We start from the raw sequence: 23,161 nt of genomic DNA, 5'->3' as shown, positions 1-23,161 counted from the left end.
TAGTGATTGCTTAATCTTTAAAGTCATCAATATTAAGCGCGTCAAGGTCACTATACATATTTGATAGACTATTTGTACTTTCAATTTCTTCAGGCTCTTCAGACAATCCAAGCATCTCACAAAGTTCTTTGTGCCTTGCTAACTTAGTATCCATATACTGTTGTTCTTCTCTGCTAATTTTCCCACCAACCTCTTCCTTCTCTAATAAAGCTGAAAAGGTAACATCTTGTTCTAACTCAGCGAGTTCTTGAGCTGGTGAAAAGTGTCTTATCTTTGATTTTTTGACGACATTAGCTGCATTTTTTACCACCACTAATTCGATTGGTTTTTTGCTGCCATGTCTAGGGTCTTTTGATTTAATTGATGAGCCACTGTCGACAGCAATGATTGATTCGCTGTTTCTACTTCCGGCTGGTTTCCCTTTTGCCTTTCTTAAGCGCTTTTCTGTTGGTTTTCGAACGTTTGAGGAGGTTTTAGGGGTTCCAATCTTGCCCACTTTTCGAGATTTTTTTTGCCTTGGCATAACACACCCATGTAACTCATAATAATTGGCGTGATTCTACCTTAGTTTTAGTGAATCAGGGTGATTTGAGTGAAATTTTGATAGAAAAAAAACGATAGGGTCACTATCGCTTTTAGATATTAGAGCGTCTATCGACGCTTCTTTATCAATTGTTCTTTCTAAACTTGAAAATATTTATGAGTTAATTACATTCATAATTTACTGCTATCTTTGCATCGAATATGTTTTAAATTACTTCTGCTACTAAATCTTTAGCTTAATGAAGACCAGAAACATAACTTGAAATCACCTCTATTTCTTTGTCTGTCATTTTTTTAGCAATGTCACCCATCATGCCATTTAAAGAGTTTGCACGCTCCCCAGAGCGAAACGCTTTTAACTGCGTTGATATATATTCTGCATGTTGCCCGCTAATATCAGGGAAGCCAGACAAGCTAGTACCATTTCCTCTCGGGCCATGACATGCTATGCATGCTGTTACACCACGCTCAAGATCTCCTCCGACATAGAGCTTTCTTCCGGCTTCGACTATATCTTCGGCTGCTTCACCAGGCGTAGATTCTTGACTGGCAAAATAAGCAGAAATATCTTCAATATCTTGTTCAGATAAGCCCACCGCCATACCATTCATTACAGCGTTATTACGGCCTTCAGCGCCACCACTTTTTGCAGCAAGCTTAAACTCATTTAGTTGTTTAACTAAATATTTAGAGTGCTGGCCAGCTAACTTAGGATTCATTGCAATGGCGCTGTTACCATCCATTCCATGACAAGCTGCGCATATCGCTGATTTATTTTTACCTTGTTCAGCATCACCTTGTGCGAAAGCACCGGTATTAAAACCAACGAATAAACATAATAGAAGACCAAGATTTTTCATTATTTTCTCTTTAAACATGTGATTAGAGGGTTCTTATTAAACCTTAACTAGGTATTTTACACATTTACAGCGTTAGTAAAATAAATTCATTCACCTTTTCCCTGATATAATTGTGGAAATATACAAAAAACATCTGGTAGCAGCCATATTTGGAGTCAAAGTGAGTCATTATAATCAAGCAAGGTTTAGTATTAGTGCCCCAGACATTACGCATTTGGGGCCAGATGAGGGTATTGAAATAGCGTTTGCCGGACGCTCTAATGCGGGGAAGTCTAGTGCGCTAAATAAACTTACTCGGCAAAAGAACTTAGCCAGAACAAGTAAAACACCAGGAAGAACACAACTAATTAATGTGTTTTCTCTAGACGAAGGTAGAAGATTGGTAGATTTACCTGGATATGGATATGCTCAGGTTCCGTTGGAAATTAAGAAAAAGTGGCAAAAATCTTTAGGTGAATATCTACAGAAGAGAAATAGCATAAAAGGTTTAGTGGTTCTTATGGATATTCGTCACCCATTTAAAGACCTTGATCAAGAGCTAATATATTGGGCCGTCGCTGCAGATTTACCTGTTTTAGCTCTTTTAACTAAAGCTGATAAGCTTAAATCGGGTAAACGTAAGACTCAGTTATTAATGGCAAAAGAGGCGGCGATGGCATTTTGTGGGGATGTAAGCGTAGAAGTATTTTCATCTACAAACGGTGTTGGTTTGGATAAACTCCAACAGAAACTAGATTCTTGGTATGGATATGAGTCCAAAAAGAATAATGAATTGTAAAGGCGATTTTTAGCACAAAAAAAACCCCAGCAATAAGCTGGGGTTCAAACAAAGGTTAGACATATCAAACCTCTGTACCCTACGGGCGAATTCTATAAAAAATGTACTAAAAAACCAAGTGGATTATGCATTTTAATCGATTAACTGAACTTAAAGTACGATTAATGGGCTTCATCCCAGTTTTTACCTAAACCAGCTTCTACAACTAACGGCACGTCTAGCGTCACAGCTTGTTCCATTAAAGAGACTATTTTAGATTTGTATTCAGGTATCTTGTGTTCTGCAATTTCAAATACAAGCTCATCATGTACTTGCATTATCATTCTAATGTCATCTTGCGGGAGTTCTTGAATCCACTGATCTACCTTTAACATTGCTTTCTTTATAATATCAGCCGCTGTTCCTTGCATCGGTGCATTAATTGCGGCTCTTTCTGCGCCCTTACGGCGCATACCATTACTTGCGTTTATTTCAGGTAAATATAAACGTCTTCCAAAAACAGTTGAAACATAGCCTTTTTCTTTTGCTAACTCTCGGGTGTTTTCCATATAGGTGAGAACGCTAGGGTAGCGCTCGAAGTATAAATCCATATATTTCTGAGCGTCTTGCCGTGAAATATTCAGTTGACGAGAAAGACCAAATGCAGACATACCATATATAAGCCCAAAGTTAATTGCTTTGGCATTCCTGCGTTGCTCTATAGTGACTTTCTCCAAAGGCGTGCTGAATACCTCAGATGCGGTAGCAGAGTGTATATCTTTTCCTGAAGCAAAAGCACTTAACAAGCCCTTATCACCTGAAAGGTGCGCCATAATACGTAACTCAATTTGTGAATAATCTGCGGCTACAATTTTATAGCTATCTCTAGCGATAAAGGCTTGTCTCACTCGTCTTCCTTCAGGGGTTCGAATGGGTATATTTTGGAGATTAGGGTCTGTTGATGATAGCCTACCGGTAGCCGTAATTGCTTGATGATAGGAAGTATGTACTCTTCCCGTTCGTGCATTTATCATCTTTGGTAGCTTATCTGTGTAGGTGTTTTTTAGTTTGCTCAGCCCCCTAAATTCCATTAATAGTTTAGGCAGAGGGTAGTTGTTTGCTAACTCTTGTAATACTTCTTCAGCTGTTGACGGCGCACCTTTTGGTGTCTTTTTGAGAACAGGTAACTGCAACTTATTGAATAAAATTTCTTGTAGTTGCTTTGTTGAACCTAAGTTGAATTCTTCACCTGCTAGGTCATAAACTTCTTTTTCTAGCTCAAGTATCCTCATAGCAATATCTTGGCTTTGTTGAGCTAATTGTTGACTATCAATTAATACACCAAACTGTTCCATTCTTGCTAGTACTGGAACTAAAGGCAACTCGATGGTTTCAAATACTTCCTTGAGTGCTTTTTCTGAGCTTAACTTTTTCCAAATGGTATTATGTAAACACAGTGTAATATCTGCGTCTTCAGCAGCATAAGGTGCTGCTTGTTCAATTGAGATTTGATTGAATGTTAGTTGTTTGGCCCCTTTCCCTGCTATGTCTTCAAATTGTATGGTTGTTTTCCCTAGATAGGCCTGTGCTAAACTATCCATGTTGTGCTTTGAGGCAACACTATTTAGTACATAAGACTCTAGCATAGTGTCGTAAGCTATCCCTCGAAGGTCTATTCCATAATTCGCAAGTACATTTTTGTCATACTTTAAATGTTGACCTACCTTGTTAATTGATTGATCTTCAAGTACAGGTTTTAGAGCATCTAGCACTGCTGATCTTTCTAATTGGTCTGGCGCATCTAAATAATCATGTGCAAATGGAATATATGCGGCTTCCCCTTCTTTAACACTAAAGGAAACTCCAACTAATTCTGCATCCATATAATTTAAACTGGTTGTTTCTGTGTCAAATGCAAACAACTCAGATGAAGAAATTTTATTTATCCAAATATCTAACTCTTCTTTGCTAAAAATTGTTTGATAATTTTGGTTCTTCTCCTCACTAGATACAGTGACATCTTTGTCATCAGCTTCATTTTTTAATGGGGTGTCAGCTTTCTGAGCGACCTCAGTTAATAATCGTTTAAGCTCAAATTTATTGGCGAGTTCAATTAAACGGTCATCGTTTGGGGAAGTTGGCTTCAATTCTGTAACGTTAAGTTCTAATTCAACATCAAGTTTAATGGTGGCTAGCTTGTACGATAATGGGAGAAAATCAATAGCCTCACGTAAATACTCACCAACCTTTCCTTTAACGTTATCTGCATTTTCTATAACTTCTTGCAAAGAGGTATGTTCGTTAAGCCATTTCGCTGCTGTTTTAGGACCGCACTTATTAACTCCAGGAATATTATCGACTTTGTCACCCATTAAGGCGAGGTAATCGATAATTTGATTTGGTTTCACACCAAACTTCTCGATCACCCCCGTTTCATCCATTTCTACATTTGTCATTGTATTGATTAGTCTGACATGTGGCGTTACTAGTTGAGCCATGTCTTTATCACCAGTAGATATGACGGTTTCAATTTTTAGTTTGGATGCCTGGTCAGCTAACGTACCAATTACATCATCTGCTTCAACCCCTTCGATGACCAATAAAGGTAAACCCATTGCTTCAATAATTTGATGAAGAGGCTCAATTTGGGTTCTCAATTCATCAGGCATAGGGGGGCGGTTGGCTTTATATTCTGGGTACATATCATTTCTAAATGTTTTCCCTTTTGCATCAAATATCACCACTATATTTCCAGTCGGGTAGCTTTTCTGGAGACTTTTTATCATATTTAGGACGCCAGTAATGGCTCCTGTAGGTTGTCCATATGAGGTACTTAAAGCTTGTAAATAAGGGACGTGATAAGCCCTAAATAAATAAGATGAACCATCAACCAATATAAGTGGTTCTGATATAGTTTGTAGAGTATTTTTCATGGTATTAAGCTTAGATAGGGGTTACGTAGGCTAAAGAATAACAAGGATGCCATAACTGAACTTAATCATCTATGTATACTGTGAAGAAGAATGTGGATAACTATGTTGATAATTAATATTAAAAATAATTAAATTAAGTTGTAAATGCTAATTTTATTCAAATAAAATTGTTTTAAATCAGTTAGCTATTTATATTATTTGGGGTGACGAAATGAGCTTTTTTTGAATTTTATTCTGTGGATAATTTTATTTTAGTGTTATTTTTTATAAAATTAGATAAAGAAGATACAGACTAATTATATTAGATGAAAGTTATTTATTAGTTTTTTAAAGCTGAAGTTTTAAAAAAATAGCGTTTATAATTATAAGCGCTCCGTTAGAAGTGTAAGTAGATCGTCTTACTTCTTTTTCAGAGAGAGCTTTCGCCAAGATCTAAACTACTTTTGGGCATGTAATGGTGGAAGTAGCCAAATAATAGCTGTATTTGTACCTTTCTGTTATTGTACTGCTTTATTCTTTTTTAATTATATACATTTTAATGACCAAACTTAATTGACGGTGGTAAAGCTCAATATGAAGAGTTTTCCTGCTCCTCTCATAACTTTGGTTAACGTCTTTATGAGAATCATTTAAGTTATGCAATACCGTACGATTGTCAGAATTCTAGGCCTATTAATCGCCTTGTTTAGTGTAACTATGATTCCTCCTGCTATCGTCTCTGTCATATATGAAGATGGTAGTGGCTTGCCATTCTTAATGGCATTCTTTCTATGTTTGGTTACAGGGTTAGCGATTTGGTATCCAAACAGAAAGTATCGTTTTGACTTAAGAGCAAAGGAAGGTTTCTTAATTGTTGTATTATTTTGGACTGTTCTCGCAAGCTTCGCTGCTTTACCATTTCTATTATTGGAGCAGCCTAAAATGTCTACTTCTGATGCTTTCTTTGAGTCATTTTCGGGGTTAACTACCACTGGTGCTACGGTAATTGAAGGGATCGATTACTTACCTAAAGCCATTCAATTTTATAGGCAGCAACTCCAATGGTTAGGTGGCATGGGGATCATTGTTTTGGCAGTGGCGATCCTACCAATACTAGGGGTAGGGGGGATGCAGCTTTATCGCGCTGAAACACCAGGGCCTGTAAAAGATTCAAAAATGACCCCACGCATCGCTGATACCGCTAAACACCTTTGGTATATTTATTTATCATTAACAACTGCATGTACTATAGCTTTTTGGTCAGTGGGAATGAATTGGTTTGATGCAATTTGTCATGCATTTTCAACTATTGCTATTGGAGGTTTTAGCACTTATGACGCCAGTTTAGGGCACTTTAATAGCGTGGGTGTCAATATTGTGTGTGTGATATTTTTATGGATTGCTGCTTTAAACTTTTCGTTACATTATGGGGCCGCAAGTGGGCGCACTTTGAAAGGATATTTTTATGATCCTGAATTGAAAGCTTTCTTCCTGATTCAGTTTTCTTTGGCTTTGGTTTGTTTTGTTGTTTTAATGCATTTTAGTTGGTTTGAAGATTCTGGAACTGCATTTGATCAAGCACTAATTCAATCTGTTTCTATTAGTACTACCGCTGGTTTTGCCACGACTAATTTCTCTCAGTGGCCAGCATTTTTACCAATTATGTTGATTTTTTCGAGCTTTATAGGCGGGTGTGCTGGTTCTACAGGTGGAGGCATGAAGGTAATAAGAGTGTTATTGCTTTATTTGCAGGGCAAGCGTGAGGTTAATCGTCTTATTCACCCTAAAGCTGTGTATTCAGTGAAGTTAGGTGACAGGGCGTTACCGGATCGAGTTGTAGAGGCCGTTTGGGGTTTCTTCTCTGCTTATGCGATGATTTTTGTGATTATAATGGTGTGTTTGATTGCTACGGGTATGAGTGATGTAACCGCATTTACTGCCACCGCCGCCACCCTAAATAACCTTGGTCCTGGCTTGGGTGACGTTGCAGGCACATATGCTGATGTGACAGATGCTGGTAAATGGTTGTTAATCATAGCAATGTTGTTTGGTCGCTTAGAGATATTTTCTTTATTAGTATTATTCTCACCAACATTTTGGAGAAGTTAACCAGTTTTCGCACATTGGCTTTAGGTTTCAAATAAGCTTTGTTCTGTAATGAGTTCTATATGACCAATTCTTTCTTTAAAGTCTGCACTAACGGCTTCATTTTTGAGTATTCTAGTTCTATGTCTTTCGAACAATTTGCTGTACTTAACTATTTTTTTACCTAAAATTTCCCACCCTTTTTGTTTGGCTTCTAAAGGCCAATCTTCGAGTTCTATTTGAGAGGTTTCTAATTTTCCAGTAAACATCCCATAAAGCATATGTAGCTGGTTATCAATATTACCTTGCTTTGATTGTTCTATTGTTAACCCACTTAGCATTGACATCCAATTTATAGAGCCTTTTAAGGCCTCATAATAGTTTTCTAATGCATCTTCATCATAGGCGTCTATCTCAATGTCACGGGAGCGAGTTGTAACGTTACTAGAGCCTTTATTGGAAAACACGCTTGTAGCAAAAGAAGTAATGCTAGATTTTTCTTTTACCTTAGGTTCAGGAGGCGCTTCTTTTTTAGCAACATAAACGGGTTCTTGTTGCACCGGCTTTGGCTTCGATACCTTTGCTACTCTTTTTGGACCAGCAACCACATCTCCAACTTCCACTCCCTTATTTTCAACCAAAACTCCATCTGAATAACTATCTTCTACTGCGGTAATTTTCACTTTTCCTAATGTTTTATATTTAACTTTTATAACTCTTCCAGTGTTAGGGTCTTTGATACTTCCAGTTGGTCGTCTAACTTTATAGATTTTCCCGACTTCTAGGTTGGAGCTATATCCTTTATTTAATGTAACTTCGTCGTCATCAATATAGGCAATAAGTGTGTCTTTTGAATTGGTCGCAGGTACTGGATTAGCGCTAGTGGAACTTAGTTTATTTTCTAAACCTGCATCACCAATCTTTTGTGCAAGATCTTTCATGGCTCTACGCAGTGAGGCTGTTTCATTTTTTGTGTTATTTTTCTCTCCCCCGCCAAACCCAAATACTTTTACATTCGTTGATGATTTTTTACCTGTTCCAGTATCAGCAAATACAATTTGCCCAGTATTTACATCGATAATCCTAACATCAACACTTGCCATAAAGTTCTTTTTGCCAATATTAACGCCACCACCACCACCACCAGAAGTGCTAACTCCAAACTCAGTAATTGCCCCTGTGACGATAAAATCCACGCCTATTAGTCGCCCAATTTCAGCCGCTGTAGATGGATCTATCCTGCCGGACTGTCCAAAATCTTGTTCTTTCAATATGCTACTCATACGTTCTCTTTCAAACACATCTAGCTTCGTTGCTTTGACAAGCTCTGTTGTTAGCATATCTGCCGCACCAGTATTCAAGCGCCAACTTGTGCGATATTGCGTTCGGTTTTCAAAGTCAACGATAGCAACCCTTGGAGCGGCAAAAGCATCAATGCTAATCGTGCCTAAAAAGATAGTTATCAGTAGTGAGCGGATAAGAAACGTCATTGTTGTAACTCCATATTATTGTTGTACTTATTAATTATTATTAGTTCCAATTTTTTACTCAGCAGATTTACGTAATTTTGCTTTTATGGATAAGTTTTCACGGAGCAATACTTTTTTCTCCCATGGAACATAACCAGGCAAACTTATTTTCACAGTATGCATACCTGAAGGGAGAGAAAGGGTATCGCCAGCATTGCCGTAAAAGACGCCATCAACTTCTACGTCTGCTTCACTAGGAACAGATTGAACTTGCACCGATATAGAGGAGGGTAATGATTTCTGATTGGCGTTGAGTTTATTATTTCTATTTATATTCTCTACAAAAGTGCTGCTTAGCTGTTCTGCTAATTGAATGAAAACACGATTCTTACTTACTTGATTTTGGGTATCTTGCAAGGTTTGTTGAGCTTGCTGACTGTCTGAAAATACGATGTTTCCAGTTTGGGTTTCTACGATACGGATGCTAATGCCTAATTGATAGGTTTCCTTAATGGTTTTTACGCCGTATCCAGAGAATGATCTTCGGTCTACATTAGCATTTAGAATTTTTCCAGTTAACAGGTATTCCGCCCCAGTTAAATTACCTATTTGAACTATTTGATTCGAATCCACTAGGCCACTCGAGCTTAATTTAATTTCATTTAGAATATTTTTTAATCTTGCTCTTTCGACAACCACGAATTGAGAATAGTTAACTAGTTGATTGGAGATTAAGTTTGCCATTTCTTGGCTTAAATAGGTGTATTTAATACCTGAACGATCAAAGTCGATAACCGCAACTCTAGGGTTAGATTCAGCGCTATAGCTTGTTGATAGTAGAAATAATGCGAGAGAAAATAGAGGAATACTAAGACTGTAACGAGGTACTAACTTAAAATAAGCCATAATTTAAATTTACTAGAATTGGTTGTTTTTTGTTCTTAAATCAAAAAATAACATACCTCAATTAAATTGGAAACGTATTTTAAAAGGAATTGTATTGGTTGTTTATTGTTCTAGTAATTGAGCTTTAGCCAAAAAAGAAAGCGCTTGGCTGAAAAAGTTTCTCTACATGACTTATGAATTTTTTATCGACTAAAAATAAAATTACGTGATCATTTGCTTCTATAATTGTGTTGCTATGAGCAATGATAACTTCATCGCTTCGAACTATCGCACCTATTGTTGTGCCTGGTGGTAGGTTTATATCACGGATTTTTTTACCTACTACTTTAGACGTGTTTTTATCTCCGTGGGCAATAGCTTCAATAGCTTCTGCTGCACCGCGTCTTAGAGAGTAAACGTTAACTATATCTCCTCGTCTAATGTGAGTAAGAAGTGCTGAAATAGTTGCTTGTTGAGGTGAGAAGGCTATGTCAATTTCACCACCCTGAACTAAATCTACATAAGCACCTCGTTGAATTAATACCATTGCCTTTTGCGCACCAAGTCGCTTTGCTAACATCGCTGACATAATGTTAGCTTCATCATCATTTGTGACAGCAATAAAGGCGTCTACTTGTTCAACATTTTCTTCGGTTAATAATTCGTGATCTGATGCATCCCCTGAGAAAACAATTGTTTTATCTAGGTGGGCTGACAAATATTTAGCTCGTTCAGGACTATATTCTATCAATTTAACGTTATGATTATGTTCTAGTAATTTAGCAAGCCCCGCACCTATTAATCCTCCACCAGCAATCATAATACGTTTGTAACTTGATTCGAGTTTCTGTAGTTCACTCATGACAGCTCGTATATGTTTTGTCGCTGCGATGAAGAATACTTCGTCGTCTGCCTCTATAATTGTCGTGCCGAGAGGGCGAATAGGCTTGCCTCGCCTATAAATAGCTGCTACTCGAGTATCAACATTGGGTATATGCTCTTTTAGGGTTGAAAGAGCATATCCAACTAATAAACCACCATAATAAGCTTTAACCGCAACTAAGCTGGCTTTGCCTTCTGCAAACTCAACAACTTGCAATGCACCGGGATAATCAATTAGGCGTTTGATTGCTCGGGTTACTAATTGTTCAGGTGCAATTAGATGATCGACCGGTACATCCTGATGCTTAAATAATTGTTCTTGATAAATAATGTATTGTTCAGAGCGGACACGAGCTATTTTTGTGGGTGTTTTGAACAGACTATATGCCACCTGACATGCCATCATATTGCTTTCGTCACTATTGGTAACAGCAATTAACATGTCAGCATCTTCAGCGCCGGCCTTTTTCAGAACATCGGGATGTGAACCCATGCCTGAAACTACTTGTAGGTCTAACCTATCTTGAAGTTGTCTGAGGGTTTCAATATCAGAGTCAATAACTGTAATTTCATTTTTTTCACCTACTAAATTTTCAGCTAATGTTGCGCCAACTTGCCCCGCGCCTAAGATAATTATTTTCATGATTGTTCTTGGTCTTCAAACCCTGTTATTAATTTTTATCTAAGCAGACTTAACGTTACACTAAGTCGACAACATACTGTCAATTAGCTGCAGACTTTACCAGTCTGGCATAATAGAAACCATCCATTTGTTGCTCTCCAGGTAGAATTTGCTGACCAGGCTTATTAACTGAATCATGACAAAAACTTTCATCTAAACGTGCATTGTGTGTGCGTGACAAAAATTGACTGATTTGTTGGTGGTTTTCTTCTGGGAGAATGGAGCAAGTCGCATAGAGCAGGGTGCCGCCAGGCTTCAATGTTAGCCATATTGCATCTAGTATTTGTTTTTGTAACTCAACTAGTACGCCGATATCTGCTGCTTTACGTAGCCATTTTACATCTGGATGGCGCCTTATAATTCCGGTAGCAGAGCAGGGGGCATCAAGCAGTATTCGATCAAATTGTTTGTTATCCCACCAGCGACTAGGGTCACTTGCATCACCAATTATAATGTTAGCCTTGTGCTTTAACCGCTCTAAATTCTCTTCAATGCGCCTAGCTCGAGTTTGATCTACTTCTAATGCATATAGAGAGGTTATTTCGGGTTGTAATTCTAAAATATGACAGGTTTTACCCCCCGGTGCAGCGCAGCAATCTAAAATATGCTCTCCGGCTTTAGGTTGTAAATAAGCAGCAGCTAGTTGCGCTGCTCCATCCTGAACTGAAAACCATCCTTCGTGAAAGCCTGGTAAGCTTGTGACATCGCGCCCTTTGGCTAATATTATTCCATTGGTGTGTTGGTCTGAAGTTTGATATTCGATATTTTCTTGGTGCAATTTAGTTTTATATTGTTCAGCTGATATTTGAATTGGGTTTACCCTAAGCCAAATAGGGGCTTTTAATTGCATGTTTTTTACAACATTAGACAGTTCTGCTTGATACTCTAATTGTAATTTCTTAAATAACCATTTAGGAAGGCCTGATGCGATTTGTTCATTTGGTGCTGACTCTTCAAATATATTTTCTCGTAAAAAAGTTCGTAAAATAGCGTTCACTAAGCCTTTCATGGCAATTGTATTTAAAGCTTGGCATGCTGCGACAGTTTCAGATACTGCCGCATGTTGGCTAACTCTGCTAAAAGCAAGCTGATAAAAGCCTAGCATGACCACATGCTCTACAATTTTGAAGCGGTTTTTTAGTGGCTTATCTAATAATTTTCTTAACCAAAATTGTAATATTGGGAGGTTTCGCAAAACGCCGTAAACCATCTCTTGTAACCAAGCTTTATCCTGCTCTTTCAGGTGATCTTGAATTGCAGGTAAACATTCTCGCGCTGATTTACCTTCCTCCAAAATCTGGAACAGTACTTTTGCAGCCTCCGCTCTAAGGTTTACTGAATATGACTTATTACGTGACTTGTTGTTTTTGGTTTTCATAAAGAGTCGTGTTGCTTGATCTTACTCATTGTAGGATTGTGCCTTCTTTGAACCATTCTGCTCTGCCGTTTAAAAGATCCGCTGCAGACATGGGTTTCTTACCTGGCGGTTGAAGCTGAGTGAGTAATAGTGAGTTTTCTGTTGTTGAGATTAAAATGCCGTCTTTGCCTATTTGTAAAATTTCACCTGGAGGGCTATTCAATTTTTCGTTAGGAGTAGCAACTACCTCTGCCTTGTGTATTTTGATATTCGTATCTTGCACACTAAAAAAAGCCATAGGCCAAGGGTTAAATGCCCTGATATTGCGCTCTAGTTGAGAGGCAGGTATGCACCAATCAACTCTTGCTTCTTCTTTGGATAATTTTCTAGCATGGGTTGCTAGTTTGTTGTCTTGTTCTGTTGGCAGTAAGCTTTTTAGTTGAGATAAAGTATCTAACAGTGCTCTAGGCCCAACTACGGATAGTTTTTCATACAAACTGGCACTTGTATCTGTGGCTTCAATCGTTAAAGCTTGTTTGAGTAACATGGGGCCAGTATCAAGCCCTTCATCCATTTTCATAATTGTGACACCTGTTTCAGTATCACCTGCCCATAAAGAACGCTGAATTGGAGCGGCTCCTCGCCATTTTGGTAGAAGCGATCCATGAACATTTAGGCAGCCAAGTTTTGGTGTTTCAAGTATCAATTTTGGCAGAATTAATCCGTATGCGACGACTATCATTATATCTGCATTTAACTCGGCTAGTTCAGTTTGTGATTCTGCAGTTTTTAGAGAGCCCGGTTGATAAACGTCTATGTTGTGCTTTAAGGCTAATTGCTTTACTGCACTTGCTTGAAGTTTTTTCCCTCGTCCAGCTGGTCGATCGGGTTGACTGTATACGGCAACTATATTGTGTTCTGAATCAATCAGCGCTTGAAGGTGGAGCGCTGCAAACTCAGGAGTACCTGCAAAAATAATATTCAATGGAGTATTCAATTCTTAGTTAGCCTTTTGCTGCGAGCCTAGCTTCTTTTTCAAGTTTTGTTTTAATTCTTTGTCTTTTCAGGGGGGATAAATAATCAACAAACAACTTACCCATAAGGTGATCTAACTCATGTTGTATACATATAGCTAAAAGTCCGTCTGCATCTAGAGTGAATTGTTTACCAGACTTGTCTTGAGCGGTTACGGTTATCGTTTCCGCTCGTTCTACTTTTGCGAAGTTATTGGGAACAGATAGGCAACCTTCTTCACTAATTGTCTTGCCTTCTTTGCGTGTAATTTCAGGATTAATAAACACTAAGGGTTCATCTTGGTTTTCAGAAACGTCCATCACTACTACTTGCTTATGTACATTAATCTGCGATGCAGCAAGCCCTATACCATTTTCATCACGCATTGTATCGAACATATCTTCAACTAGAGCCGTAAGTTCTTTATCAATTGTGTCTACTTTCTTGGCTACAGTTCGTAGCCTCTCATCTGGAAAACGTAATACTTCTAATATTGCCATTATATTTTTCAACTATAATCAGTCTTCATAAAAGACTCAGGAACTAATTTAACCAATCCAAACTTTACGCTAAGTTGCATAAGTTAACATTGGTGTGTGTATTATTTACTATACGATTAAATAGAATCTACTATTTATTCGTATTCATCCTAAGCTATTCTAGCTTAAATGGATCCAAAACATAACAGTGACTGCTTTAGGGTGGATATAAGAATGATAAGTAAAAAAATATGTAGGTTTCTCGCTTTTTTAGTGTTCCTTCCTGCTTTGTGTTTTGCAGACACGATAATGGTTAAAGAAAGTGCACCAGAAGTATATGTTGTGAAAAAAGGAGATACTCTTTGGGATATATCAAATATGTATTTGGATAAACCTTGGTTGTGGCCAGAATTATGGCGAACAAATACTCATATTACTAACCCCCACTTAATATACCCTGGTGATGAACTACGTTTAGTAAAGAATGCTGCTGGTGAAATAGTTTTAGAAGTTGTGAGAGATGAACCAAAACTAGAGATTAAGTTATCACCAGAAGGTAAAAAAACCAGTAAGTTTATTGATCCTATACCAGCCTTACCATGGTCAGTAATTCGACCTTATGTTGAAAATGAATCTGTAATGTCGAAAGAAGCTTATGAGCGCTACCCCTATGTCTTAGGGAATAGTGATGGAGCCGTTAGATATGCCACTGATAGTGTGGTGTTAAGTAAAGCATCAAGACGTAAAAATGAAAACCTACAGATAGTTAGAAAACAAAATGAATTATATGACATGGATGGCAACTTTTTAGGGTTACAAGTCCGTCACGTTGCTGAAGCAAAATTAATTGATTCTGACCTTGATAAGCAAAGTCTAATTAGAATAGTAGATGCAAAATTAGAGGTAAAACGAGCCGATAAAGTTATTCCGGATGATAGGAGCGTCCCTGATGACATTTTGTTAACTTCAGCAACTGATCAAACTGGCTTCATTATCGATGATTTAGAACAGCATAACTTATTAGGCAAATATAATGTTGTTGTCTTAGACTTGGGAAGTGGAAATGTAACGCCTGGAACTATCATGGGTATATATACTCAAGGGCCCAACATTATAGATGGTCCACAGCCCAAATATGAAGGCGAAACAGCGGCTATTAAAAGTGCATTTAATATTGGCGACGAAATTAATCAACCAGCATTTAAAGTGGGTGAAGTTATCGTTTTTAAAACCTTTGAAAAGGCAAGTTATGCACTTATTACAAAGTCAGCTAAAGTTATTAAAAAAGGGATGATAGTCGCAAAGCCATAATAAGGAGTGCTTATGCAACAGGACGTTGCTCGTGAAACTATTGTTACAGATAACAATGAACAAGCTTTAATTAATTGGCTAATATTAAGTCAAATTCCAAGGTTTGGTGTTAGCCGTTGGTTAAAGTTAAACTCAAAATTTGAAATCAATTTGGAAGAACTTTTAACTTCCTCTACGAAAACGCTTGATGGTTTTGGTTTTAACCAACAACAGATATCTGTCATCACAACACCTAATAGGCAACTAATCGATACTAGTTTGCAGTGGTTATATGATAAAGAACAACGCTTTTTGATTCACCACGCTCATTCGAAATACCCATACCTACTCAAACAGATTGCCAGTGCTCCTCCTGTCCTATTTGGTTACGGTTGCTGCGATTTGTTATCTAGTCATCAAATAGCTATGGTTGGCAGTCGAAACCCTACACATCAAGGAAAAGAAAGCGCTAAACGTTTCGCTCACTTATTAAGTGAATCAGGTTGGGTGGTAACGAGTGGTTTAGCTATGGGAATTGATGGTTTATCTCATCAAGGCGCATTAACGAAAAAGCGCTCTACTATAGCAGTATTAGGCACTGCTATTGATAAAATGTATCCTCGTAGGCATATAAAACTCGCAGAGCAAATACTTGAGCATGATGGTGTAATTGTTTCAGAATTTGCACCACTCTCTCCAAGTCGACCTGAGAACTTTCCCCGTAGAAACCGAATAATAAGTGGTCTGTCTTATGGTGTGTTAGTTGTTGAGGCTGCAATTAAAAGTGGGTCATTAATAACGGCAAGGTATGCTTTAGAGCAAAATAGGGAGGTACTAGCAATTCCTGGAAATATTCACAATCCTCTTTCTGCTGGGTGTCACCTTCTTATTCAAGAAGGCGCTAAACTAGTGACTTGCATTGAAGATATACTGGAAGAATTTCCTAAAATTAATCAGTCATTAAGCGGTGTAAATAATGATAAATTACAAAATAAATCATCTCAAAGCTTGGCATCTGACAAATTGTTAGATAGTGTAGATTTTGAAGTGACGCCACTAGATATAGTAGCTCAGCGTTCAAACATTGAGGTCACTGAGGTGATGTCAAAATTATTAGAGTTAGAGTTACGCGGTTTAGTTACCTCTGTTCCTGGGGGTTACATTAAGTTGGGGGAAAAATAATATGTTCGATATCCTCATGTATCTGTTTGAAAACTTCATTCATAATGAAACAGAGATCCGTGTTGATCAAGATGAATTAACTGATGAGCTAATCAGGGCTGGATTTCATCATGATGAAATATACAAAGCTTTGTCTTGGCTAGAAAAACTAGCTGCACTACAAGAAACAGATATTAATCCATATTTAGTCAAAGGGCCTACCTCGTTTGTCACCCGTATTTATACGCAAGAAGAAGAGATGCGTTTAGATATAGAATGTAGAGGATTTTTGCTTTTCTTAGAGCAGATTAATGTAGTCGATTCCACTACCAGAGAAATGGTAATTGACAGAGTAATGGAAATTGAATCTAAAGAGTTTTGTTTAGAAGACATGAAATGGGTTGTGCTCATGGTATTGTTTAACGTACCAGGTAAAGAAAACGCCTACGCCCAGATGGAAGATTTGTTATTTGAAGAGCCAGAAGGACCACTTCACTAATTGTAAATGAGTGATTAAAATTATATGTCTAAGATTGATCACTCGTTATTTTCAGTGCAAGAAGGGGCGGAGCAGGCCTTTGGTCCTTGCCCAAAATGTTCTTCTAAGTTAGGTCTTAGGCGCGGAAAGTCTGGTGCTTTTATAGGTTGTACTCAATATCCAAAGTGTGATTTTTCGAAACCTCTACATGAATATGAAAATGCCGAAATAAAGGTAATTGAAGGGTCTTCTTGCCCATTATGTAGTAATGAGTTAGTTATTAAAAAAGGAAGATATGGCCTGTTTATTGGATGCAGTGACTTTCCAACTTGCCATTATATAGAATCAAATAAAAGCGCACAAGAAACAAACGTGGCTTGTCCTGTTTGCTCCAGAGGGCGTCTCACTAAGCGGACAAATAAATTTGGAAAGTCTTTTTATGCTTGTGATAATTACCCAAAATGTAAATATGCTTTAAACTTACCACCCGTTGAACATCAATGTCCTGAATGTGCTTGGCCTATCATGCAGCAGAAAAAGTCTGGGACAGAGATTGATTTGGTCTGTCCTCAGAAACATTGCCAGTGTAAAATACCTAAGCCTTAACTTTATAACTCAGAATTTAGGTTGTAGATAATTGCAATCTAAGAACTGTATATTTTATAGATAATTTTAAATGACCTCTTCTAAATCTAAGCCTATTTTCTTAATTATGAAAAATACTGCAAAATACCTATTACTGCTAATAGTGGTAATTTATGTGTTTATATGGCTCGCATCTCCATATATGGTTCGTTATTTTGTAAAAGAGCCACTTAAAGAATTAGGTCTTTCACTCGATAGTAATAGTTCTGTTCGTTTTAATCCTTTTATATCTACGTTAATTATTAGTGACCTTAGTTTGCTGGATAAAATCAAACAAGAGGTATTAACGATAGAGCGTCTCGAAGTAAGCGTTCATTTGCATAGGTTGGCATTAAAACAAATATACATTTCTAAATTCAAGCTCAAAAACACTGCATTAAGTGTACAAAAAGCAGAAGAGAGTATATTGGTCGCTGGAATAAACTTATTTAACAATTCAATTGAAGAACAGACTACAGAATCTAAAGATATAGAGTCTAGCCCCCCAGATTTTACTCTAGTTATTCCATACTTAAATATTGCAGATTTTTCGGTTTTAGCTGATATCGATGGTAATAAACAGAATCTAACTTTAGATGATTTCACTTTAAAGGACGTGGTTGTAAATCAAGTAGAACAAGATGTGGCTTTGCGGGTTAAAGCCAAAATAAATGGTGCTCCTTTGCTTCTCGAATCTACAGTTTCTATGAGTGAAGGAAATGGCGAAATCGATTCAATATTATCTTTAACTAAGTTAGATTTAAGCGAAATTAGTCCTATCATGCCAGATATTGGAATTGAATCCTCTGGGTTTTTATCTGTTCATGCAAACCCTATGCTGGTGCTAAAAGACAATAGAGTCAATATTAACTCTGATAAAGCTACCATTACATTAGAGTCTCTTCTATTGAATTATACTCCTTGGATAGTTGCTGGTGATCGAGAAGAGATCGAATTGAACGACCTATTTATTGTAACTACGTCACAGGGTGAACTAAGTGAACTTTCTTTTAAGCTTACTGGAGAATTTAGTAAGGGCAATATTGGTCTTGTAACCCTAGACAACAGCTTAGCAAACTGGGGGGGAATTGATTTTTCTAGTGAAATTAATATGATAGATATGAAGCCTAATGTATTAATGCCAACATTAAATTTTGAGCTTTTAAATCTATCGCAAGATTTAACATCCGAATCTCTAGCTTCAATGTTAAGTACAAAAAATATTGGTATTCAAGATGTCTCCTTTGCTGAAAACCTTTTATCGATTAACACCATAAAAGTAAACGGACTGATAACCCACATCAATATTAATTCAGATAAAACGATTGCTAGTATGCTGGATATGAGCGGTTTAGATGCACCTGAACTTGAAGTTTCATCAGAAGATGTTTTGGATGAAATTGATCCAGAGATTATTTCTAATGATAAGGCATCAAGTGTTGGCATTGTCTTAAATAAGTTAACTTTTGAAGATGATGCTTACATTTTCATAAGTGATAGCAGTGTATCACCAACCTATGATCAGAAAATTACTATTGAAACTCTTCAAATTGGCCCGCTTAATAGTCTAGATACACACTTACAAAGCCCATTTGAATTGAAGGCTAAAGATCAAAACTACCTAAAGATCGATGCTAGTGGTTTTGTTTCCCCTTTCGGTGATACTTTAAATGCTAGTCTACTTAGTAATGTCAATGAGTTATCTTTGCCTTCTGTATCTCCATATATGAAAGATACTCTAGGCTTTGAAATGAAAAGTGGTCAATTAGATTTAAAACTTGATGTAGAAGTCATAGATGACCAGATTGCAGGAGATACCACTATATTTATGCGTGGGATCGAAATGGCCAGTGCTGACGAGGTTGAGCAAGGTACGATTAAAGAAGGCAAGGCTATGCCATTAAATATTGCATTGGGATTGTTAAAAGATGATCAAGACAATATAGAACTGACAGTTCCACTGCGAGGAGATGTTGCTTCACCATCATTTGGTGTTGAAAGCTTCATCGGACTAGTATTGAAAAAGGCAGCAATGTCACAAGCTAAAGATTATTTAATGACAACATTTGTTCCTTATGCATCTGTTGTTTCGGTTGCTTTATCTGGCGCTGAATATTTATTAAAAGTTAAGTTTGAACCCTTGTTGTTTGGTACTGGGGTGGTTTCTTTGACTGATGAAAATCAACAATATTTGTCAGAGCTGGTGTTGCTAATGCAAGACAAACCCGAGCTACAACTTAAAACCTGCTCTGTTTCTAACTATCACGATTTAGCTATTGAGCAAGGTACTCCCATGACTACTGAATTAAAGTCAGAGATAAAGGTTTTAGGTGATAAGCGTCAGTCTAATTTAAAAGCTTACCTCATAGAACAAGGTATTAAGTCTTCACGTATTTTGTATTGTGCTCCGGAGCTTGATACATCAGATAATGGGCAGCCTAGAATTGAATTGAAAACTGACTAAGAAAGCTATAGGTGAGCAGTGTGAGTAAATTACGTGATTATTAAAGATTCAGACCTAATTTTAGATACTTTGGTAAATGGGGGGATCATTGCTTATCCTACAGAAGGTGTTCTAGGTTTAGGGTGTGATCCTGATAATGAAGAAGCCGTTATTCAGTTATTAAAAATCAAAAAACGGCCAGTGGAAAAAGGTTTGATTTTAGTTGCAAAAACGTATTCTCAACTATTGCCCTACATAGATGATGCTCGTATTCCTATGGATATGCGTACAGAAATATTTTCTAGTTGGCCAGCTGCTATAACTTGGTTGTTACCCGCTTCTAAGCAAGCCCCTAAATGGATTACCGGTGATAGTGATTTTATTGCAGTTAGAGTGTCTCAACATCTTGTTGTAGGTCAATTATGCGAACTATTTAACAAGCCTCTGGTTTCGTCCAGTGCTAATGTCGCTGGTGCTAAGCCAGCTCTAAACGCTGAACAGTTAAACAAACAATTTAATGAACCTCCTTTATTAGTTGAAGGTGAGCTGGGCGGAAACAAAATGCCCAGTCAAATACGTCATGGGATGACCGGAAAAATTATTAGAGACAAATAGATGACAACTGAACATACTTCGAATATTGAAAAAGTTAAGCATTACTTATTGAAGTTACAAGACAATATCTGCCAGACCCTAGAGTTAGCAGATGGAAAAGGGTCTTTCACTGAAGATAGTTGGGAACGGGAGCTTGGCGGTGGTGGTCGAACACGAGTCTTAACAAATGGTCATGTGATAGAGCAGGGCGGAGTAAACTTTTCTCATGTATTTGGTGGTGAGTTACCAGCTTCAGCAACTGCAGCAAGGCCCGAACTTTCTGGTCGAAGCTTTCAGGCAATGGGAGTATCTCTAGTTATTCACCCTCATAACCCTTACGTACCGACTACCCATGCTAATGTTAGATTTTTTATAGCAGAAAAAGAAGGTGAGGAGCCAGTGTGGTGGTTTGGTGGAGGTTTTGATTTAACGCCTTTTTATCCTTATTTAGAAGATGTACAACATTGGCATGAAGTAGCAAACAAACTTTGTTTACCTTATGGTGAAGACGTTTACCCTAAATATAAGAAGTGGTGTGATGACTATTTTTATTTAAAGCACCGTGATGAAACTCGCGGAGTTGGTGGATTGTTTTTTGATGATTTAAATTCATTAGGCTTTGATAAGAGCTTTAAGTTTATGCAAGCCGTTGGTAATGGATTTTTAGATGCTTATGTTCCTATTGTTGAAAAAAGAAAAGACGAAGTATTCACGCCAAAAGAAAGAGCGTTTCAACTTTATCGCCGCGGCCGTTATGTAGAGTTTAATTTAGTGTATGACAGAGGTACCTTATTTGGACTTCAGACTGGTGGAAGAACCGAATCCATTTTAATGTCAATGCCACCATTGGCAAGGTGGGAGTATGACTACAAACCTCAAGAGGGGAGTAAAGAAGCTGAATTGTATGACAATTATCTAAAACCCCAGGAGTGGCTGTCTTGATTGACAAATATACGGTTTTTGGTAACCCAATAGCACAAAGTAAGTCTCCTATAATTCATGCTATGTTCGCCAAGCAGTTTGATATGAATATTGTGTATGACAAAACCTTTGCAACCCCAAAGGATTTTGTAGAAATATTAGAACTCTTTTTTCAAAATGTACAATCTAAAGGTTGTAATGTTACATCACCTTTTAAGGAGCAAGTTGCTCAATGGGTTAATGAGCTCTCGCCAGAAGCTAAGTTGGCAGGTGCAGTAAATACTGTCATTCGTAAAGAGAATGGAAGTTATCTAGGTGACACCACAGACGGTCCTGGTTTAGTGCAAGATCTACTTCGTTTAGGAGTAAAAATAAAAGATGCTAGAGTTTTATTACTTGGGGCTGGTGGGGCTGCTAGAGGGGTCCTACAGTCTATTTTAAATTTACAGCCTTCTTTATTCGTTGTTGCAAACCGAACAGCATCAAAAGCTAGGTTATTAGCATCATTGATCCCCCAAGAAAATTTTACTGGTATTGGTTTTGATGAGTTAAATGGTATGGAGCAGCCATTCGACTTAATTATAAATTCTACCACCACTAGCTTAACGGGTGAATTACCGCCTATAGCAGATAGTTTAATTAGCCAAAGTGCTACAGTTTACGATATGAGTTACAGTAACAAACCTACTATCTTAATGGAGCATGCTAAGAATTTAGGTGTAAGTAACACATTTGACGGGTTAGGAATGTTAGTTGGTCAAGCTGCTGAAAGCTTTTATTTATGGAAAGGTGTTCACCCCGATGTGGAGCCAGTAATTAAAGCATTAAGAGACGCTATGTAATTTAACATGTTAGTGAGTTAGGTGAATAAGTAATGTCCTAACTCATCTCGTTGGTTGCAATGGCTTCAAGTCATCTAAATACTCATTTTTAAGCTGCACATAGTTATATGCTGACTGTTTTAAAAATTCAGTTTCTGATTCTTTTAACAGTCTAGCCTGCTGCATAGGGTTGCCTTTATACAAAAATCCACTCTTTAGTGTTTTGTTTGGCGGAACTAAGGTTCCAGCTCCTATAAAAACATCATTTTCTACTACAACACCATCCATGATGATTGCACCCATGCCAACTAAAATACGGTCACCTAAAATGCAGCCATGTAACATGCATTTATGTCCAATTGTTACGTCTTCTCCTATTATCAATGGAAAACCATTTGGGTTAGCTTTACTAACACGACTAACATGTAAAACTGTACCGTCTTGTATGTTGGTTCTAGCTCCAATTTTTATATAGTTAACATCGCCCCTTGCTGCTACTAATGGCCAGATACTTACGTCATTAGCACATATCACTTCCCCAACTACGACTGATGATTCATCTATATAAGTATTTTCTCCAATAGTTGGAGTTATGTTTTTATAGGCTCGTATTGCCATAACTAAATCCTCAGTAAGTTTAAGGATGCAATGATAACAAAGAATACCGAACTAAATTCTAATCAATTTGCACTATTACTAGACGTTTTGAGTGGTTTTTGAGCGAACAATAAAATAAATGAAATAAAGTGTTGCATAGGAATGCGTTGTCTCTATAATGCGCCCTCGCTTCAAGGGAGACCGGTTAATACAACTTAGGTCTTCGGTAATAGATTAAGATTTCTTAGTTTGTTGCATGTACTTAAGTTGTATATTTGAAGCGGGATGCGGCGAGTTTTGATTTATA

Annotated in this window: 20 protein-coding genes; 10 read left to right on the top strand and 10 right to left on the bottom strand. The window is 37.5% G+C overall.

The genetic code is table 11. The features are described from left to right. Positions 1-10 precede the first annotated feature (10 nt). Together yihI and ABJD71_RS07050 are read right to left on the bottom strand one after the other, a co-directional pair. Positions 11-523 (bottom strand): Der GTPase-activating protein YihI, encoded by a 513-nt coding sequence (gene yihI, locus ABJD71_RS07055; protein ID WP_348166636.1) that lies wholly within the window; start codon positions 521-523, stop codon positions 11-13. A 256-nt stretch (positions 524-779) separates the two neighbouring features. After that, positions 780-1,403 carry a c-type cytochrome gene (locus ABJD71_RS07050; RefSeq protein WP_348166633.1) on the bottom strand — a complete coding sequence of 208 codons (624 nt, stop codon included), beginning with the start codon at positions 1,401-1,403 and terminating at the stop codon, positions 780-782. Positions 1,404-1,563: 160 nt separating this feature from the next. Between ABJD71_RS07050 and yihA the strand changes: the two genes are divergently transcribed. Beyond that, a complete protein-coding gene (gene yihA, locus ABJD71_RS07045; RefSeq protein WP_348166630.1) occupies positions 1,564-2,181 on the top strand; it encodes a ribosome biogenesis GTP-binding protein YihA/YsxC in 618 nt (205 codons plus the stop codon). A gap of 161 nt (positions 2,182-2,342) precedes the next feature. Here the strand turns inward: yihA and polA are convergent, their stop codons facing one another. Further along, positions 2,343-5,093, bottom strand: coding sequence for a DNA polymerase I (gene polA, locus ABJD71_RS07040; RefSeq protein ID WP_348166629.1), 2,751 nt, complete (start codon positions 5,091-5,093; stop codon positions 2,343-2,345). Positions 5,094-5,729: 636 nt separating this feature from the next. On the opposite strand from polA, the gene ABJD71_RS07035 reads away from it, so the two are divergent. Next, the gene (locus ABJD71_RS07035) at positions 5,730-7,181 is read left to right on the top strand and encodes a TrkH family potassium uptake protein (RefSeq protein ID WP_348166626.1); all 1,452 of its coding nucleotides are present in this window, start codon (positions 5,730-5,732) and stop codon (positions 7,179-7,181) included. Between the two features lie 20 nt (positions 7,182-7,201). Here ABJD71_RS07035 and ABJD71_RS07030 read toward each other — a convergent pair whose 3' ends face one another. From ABJD71_RS07030 to def, 6 genes are all read right to left on the bottom strand, one after another. Then, entirely contained in the window at positions 7,202-8,647 is a 1,446-nt protein-coding gene (locus ABJD71_RS07030; RefSeq protein ID WP_348166623.1) for a CsgG/HfaB family protein, read from the bottom strand. 54 nt (positions 8,648-8,701) lie between these two features. Continuing rightward, the gene (locus ABJD71_RS07025; protein ID WP_348166620.1) at positions 8,702-9,532 is read right to left on the bottom strand and encodes a CsgG/HfaB family protein; all 831 of its coding nucleotides are present in this window, start codon (positions 9,530-9,532) and stop codon (positions 8,702-8,704) included. 124 nt (positions 9,533-9,656) lie between these two features. Further along, the gene (gene trkA / locus ABJD71_RS07020) at positions 9,657-11,036 is read right to left on the bottom strand and encodes a Trk system potassium transporter TrkA (protein WP_348166617.1); all 1,380 of its coding nucleotides are present in this window, start codon (positions 11,034-11,036) and stop codon (positions 9,657-9,659) included. Between the two features lie 79 nt (positions 11,037-11,115). Next, entirely contained in the window at positions 11,116-12,453 is a 1,338-nt protein-coding gene (rsmB, locus tag ABJD71_RS07015) for a 16S rRNA (cytosine(967)-C(5))-methyltransferase RsmB (protein WP_348166614.1), read from the bottom strand. A 25-nt stretch (positions 12,454-12,478) separates the two neighbouring features. Continuing rightward, entirely contained in the window at positions 12,479-13,429 is a 951-nt protein-coding gene (fmt, locus tag ABJD71_RS07010) for a methionyl-tRNA formyltransferase (protein ID WP_348166611.1), read from the bottom strand. A gap of 7 nt (positions 13,430-13,436) precedes the next feature. Further along, positions 13,437-13,946 (bottom strand): peptide deformylase, encoded by a 510-nt coding sequence (gene def, locus ABJD71_RS07005; protein ID WP_348166608.1) that lies wholly within the window; start codon positions 13,944-13,946, stop codon positions 13,437-13,439. Positions 13,947-14,159: 213 nt separating this feature from the next. Here def and ABJD71_RS07000 point away from each other — a divergent pair, with 213 nt between their 5' ends. The 8 genes from ABJD71_RS07000 to aroE all read left to right on the top strand — a co-directional run bounded on the left by ABJD71_RS07000 (position 14,160) and on the right by aroE (position 22,278). Then, a complete protein-coding gene (locus ABJD71_RS07000) occupies positions 14,160-15,236 on the top strand; it encodes a LysM domain-containing protein (RefSeq protein WP_348166605.1) in 1,077 nt (358 codons plus the stop codon). Positions 15,237-15,248: 12 nt separating this feature from the next. Further along, positions 15,249-16,397: a DNA-processing protein DprA gene (gene dprA / locus ABJD71_RS06995; RefSeq protein WP_348166602.1), complete on the top strand. Its 1,149-nt coding sequence runs from the start codon at positions 15,249-15,251 to the stop codon at positions 16,395-16,397. Between the two features lies 1 nt (position 16,398). Then, on the top strand, positions 16,399-16,875 hold the full coding sequence (locus ABJD71_RS06990; protein ID WP_348166599.1) for a DUF494 family protein: 477 nt from the start codon (positions 16,399-16,401) through the stop codon (positions 16,873-16,875). A gap of 24 nt (positions 16,876-16,899) precedes the next feature. Then, entirely contained in the window at positions 16,900-17,460 is a 561-nt protein-coding gene (locus ABJD71_RS06985; protein ID WP_348166596.1) for a topoisomerase DNA-binding C4 zinc finger domain-containing protein, read from the top strand. Positions 17,461-17,530: 70 nt separating this feature from the next. Beyond that, positions 17,531-19,942 carry a DUF748 domain-containing protein gene (locus ABJD71_RS06980; protein ID WP_348166594.1) on the top strand — a complete coding sequence of 804 codons (2,412 nt, stop codon included), beginning with the start codon at positions 17,531-17,533 and terminating at the stop codon, positions 19,940-19,942. Positions 19,943-19,975: 33 nt separating this feature from the next. Then, positions 19,976-20,536 carry a Sua5/YciO/YrdC/YwlC family protein gene (locus ABJD71_RS06975; RefSeq protein ID WP_348166591.1) on the top strand — a complete coding sequence of 187 codons (561 nt, stop codon included), beginning with the start codon at positions 19,976-19,978 and terminating at the stop codon, positions 20,534-20,536. Further along, positions 20,537-21,457, top strand: coding sequence for an oxygen-dependent coproporphyrinogen oxidase (hemF, locus tag ABJD71_RS06970; RefSeq protein ID WP_348166587.1), 921 nt, complete (start codon positions 20,537-20,539; stop codon positions 21,455-21,457). Continuing rightward, on the top strand, positions 21,454-22,278 hold the full coding sequence (gene aroE / locus ABJD71_RS06965) for a shikimate dehydrogenase (protein ID WP_348166584.1): 825 nt from the start codon (positions 21,454-21,456) through the stop codon (positions 22,276-22,278). The genes hemF and aroE overlap by 4 nt, the downstream gene beginning before the upstream one ends. A gap of 42 nt (positions 22,279-22,320) precedes the next feature. Here aroE and ABJD71_RS06960 read toward each other — a convergent pair whose 3' ends face one another. Continuing rightward, a complete protein-coding gene (locus ABJD71_RS06960; protein ID WP_348166581.1) occupies positions 22,321-22,875 on the bottom strand; it encodes a gamma carbonic anhydrase family protein in 555 nt (184 codons plus the stop codon). Between the last annotated feature and the right edge of the window lie 286 nt (positions 22,876-23,161).

The organism is Paraglaciecola sp. (assembly GCF_039943935.1).
In the GTDB taxonomy this organism is placed as follows: Bacteria; Pseudomonadota; Gammaproteobacteria; order Enterobacterales; family Alteromonadaceae; genus Paraglaciecola.
The sequence above is the reverse complement of the archived record's forward strand: the minus strand, read 5'-3'. Positions and strand labels throughout refer to the sequence as shown.